General features: G+C 67.7%; 1 protein-coding gene and 1 pseudogene. Both read left to right on the top strand.

Going from position 1 to position 434, the window contains the following annotated elements; translation table 11 throughout:
• On the top strand, positions 1-262 hold a 262-nt coding region (locus tag IH00_RS0136270; RefSeq protein WP_031080761.1), incomplete at its 5' end, for a DUF742 domain-containing protein.
• A pseudogene (locus IH00_RS38475) lies at positions 243-434 on the top strand (ATP/GTP-binding protein); the annotation flags it as partial. The gene IH00_RS0136270 and the pseudogene IH00_RS38475, both read left to right, overlap by 20 nt.

Raw genomic sequence — 434 nt, forward strand, 5'->3', positions numbered from 1 at the left:
GTCGACCACGGCGGATCCATCCAGGCTGCAAGGGCAGTTGCCCGAACACCAGCGGATCTGCCGGCTGTGCTTCGAGATCAAGTCGGTGGCTGAGATCTCGGCACTCCTCTCCATCCCCCTCGGCGTCGCCCGGATCCTCGTAGCCGACCTGGCGGAGGCCGGACTTGTCGCCATCCACCAGCCCGGCGGCGACGAGTCCGCCGGCGGCCAGCCAGACGTGACACTGCTCGAAAGGGTGCTCAGTGGACTTCGCAAGCTCTAGCGGCGGTGCAGCCCGCTCAACCACCAGCGCGAAGATCGTGGTGGCGGGCGGCTTCGGCGTGGGCAAGACCACGTTCGTCGGTGCCGTCTCGGAGATCAACCCGCTGCGTACCGAGGCCGTCATGACGTCCGCGTCCGCCGGTATCGACGACCTCACGCACACCGGCGACAAG

Source organism: Streptomyces sp. NRRL S-118 (genome assembly GCF_000716335.1).
In the GTDB taxonomy this organism is placed as follows: domain Bacteria; phylum Actinomycetota; class Actinomycetes; order Streptomycetales; family Streptomycetaceae; genus Streptomyces.